The sequence below is a fragment of the Beijerinckia sp. L45 genome, assembly GCF_009765775.1.
Classification (GTDB): domain Bacteria; phylum Pseudomonadota; class Alphaproteobacteria; order Rhizobiales; family Beijerinckiaceae; genus RH-AL1.
The window spans coordinates 1-1,715 of the sequence record NZ_LMUU01000157.1; the positions used below are offsets into that span (position 1 = coordinate 1).

A 1,715-nucleotide genomic window follows, 5' to 3' on the forward strand; every position below is an offset into this window, starting at 1 on the left:
GCCTGCCGGTATCGCAGCAGCGCGTGGGTTTCGTTCACCATGACGAAACCCAGTTCTTCGACGGTGCCTGCCCGCCGCGCCCGCTTCAAGAGCTGGACCAGCGTGCTCAGCCCGAACAGCTGCGCATCCGGCGAATTCGGAGCGACGGGCTTCATGCGATGCCCTCCGCTGGTGTCATCACCTCTGCCGCAGGCTGGCGAGCAAGGCGTCGCGCTGCGCCGCCATCGAGCGCCAGCCAACCGACGCCAATTGCTCGGTCAAGCCGGCGCGCCCGGCGGGTAGAGACTCCGCGGGACCGATCGAGATTGCCCCACTGTGACGGATGTCACGCGCCACCAACGGTTCGAACGGCCGGGCCGCGTCGCGCGCCGCGGCTCCGATCGCCGCGAGCTCGAACGAGCCCATCGGCAGCGCGGTGTGCTGCTGACGTCCTGGCGGCAGACCAGGGTGGTCGATGGCCCCGCCTTGCTTGCCGGTGGCATGCGTTCGAAGATCGATGGTGAAGTGCGTCACCGCAAGGTTGCCCTTGGAATCGCGCACCAGCACCTCGACGCTGATGGTGTTCGGCGCCGGGGTCCTGTGTCGGTCCGCAACGTCCCGACCGGGATCTGGAGGCAGCGCGCCGGTGACGTCCTCTGGATGCTCGGGCACGATGCTGGCGGTGGCGTTGTCGGGCGGCAGGCCGACGAAAGCGCCGGTGCGCGGATCGAACTTCAGCCAGTCTGGCAGCGGATCGCCGTTGGCCTGGCGCGCCACGATCGAAACGACATCGCCGCCCAACGATGCCTGCAGCGACGCGATGGGAACGTGGATCTTCACGGAAGCGTCGTGCTCGGTGTTGAGGTCAACGTCGGTGTGCACGACGAAGAAGTTATAGCCGTCCCCGTCGACACCGAAGCCTTCGCTGACGATCGGCGCCATCAACGGACCACTCGATATGTCCGCGAACGAAATCGGTATTGCGATTGCCGGCGTCGTGTTTCTGGGGCTGTTGTCAGTGAACATATGCAGCGGCAGCAGCGGCAGTGGCAGCGGCGTGGTGTCGATGGTTACCGCCTGGCTTGCGATATTGAGATCGAGATTGCCGGCGGCGTCGACCACGCGGACTTGATAGGTGAAGCTCGCAGCGTGCGTTGCGGGATCCGCGAAGCTCCAATGAGTGGCATCGGCTTGGCTGACGCTGGTCCAGGTGGTGCCGCCGTCGCTGCTCGCCTGCACGGTCTCGCCGGTGCCAAGCGGCGTGTTGGACCCGGTCAGTGTCAGCGACGTGGCGCTGGTTACGAAGTCGTTTGCCGAGGTTCCGGTGTCCGGAGTGATCGCCGCGATAGCGACGGTTGCCGTCGGCGGCGTCTCGTCGACGGTCAGTGCACGCGTCGCCTCTATCGCCGGATTGCCGGCCAGGTCGGACACGTCCGCCTTCATAGTGTAGGTACCGTCGGCCAGCGCCTGGGCTTGCGCCGCCGTCACATTGGCCGTCCAGCTGCCGCCCGCCGCCACAGGGACCGTGTAGGTGTCCTTCACCGCGTTGGTGCCGTCGACGATCGTGATCGTCGCGGTCTGCCCGTCCGCGCCCAACGATGTGCCGCTGATGGTGAAGCCCGCGGCTGCTTCGCTCGCGTTCACGACGTTGTCGCCCGCGGTGGTACCGATCGCGATCGTCGGCGGCGTCTCGTCGACGCTCAGCGCATGCGCCGACTCCACCGCCGGATTGCCGG

1 protein-coding gene is annotated in these 1,715 nt (G+C 66.9%); it reads right to left on the reverse strand.

Features of this window, described 5'->3' with window-relative positions; all coding sequences use genetic code 11:
* Positions 1–177 precede the first annotated feature (177 nt).
* Positions 178–1,715 (reverse strand): Ig-like domain-containing protein (locus GSQ79_RS29020; protein WP_210253114.1); only part of this gene is annotated, 1,538 nt, incomplete at its 5' end.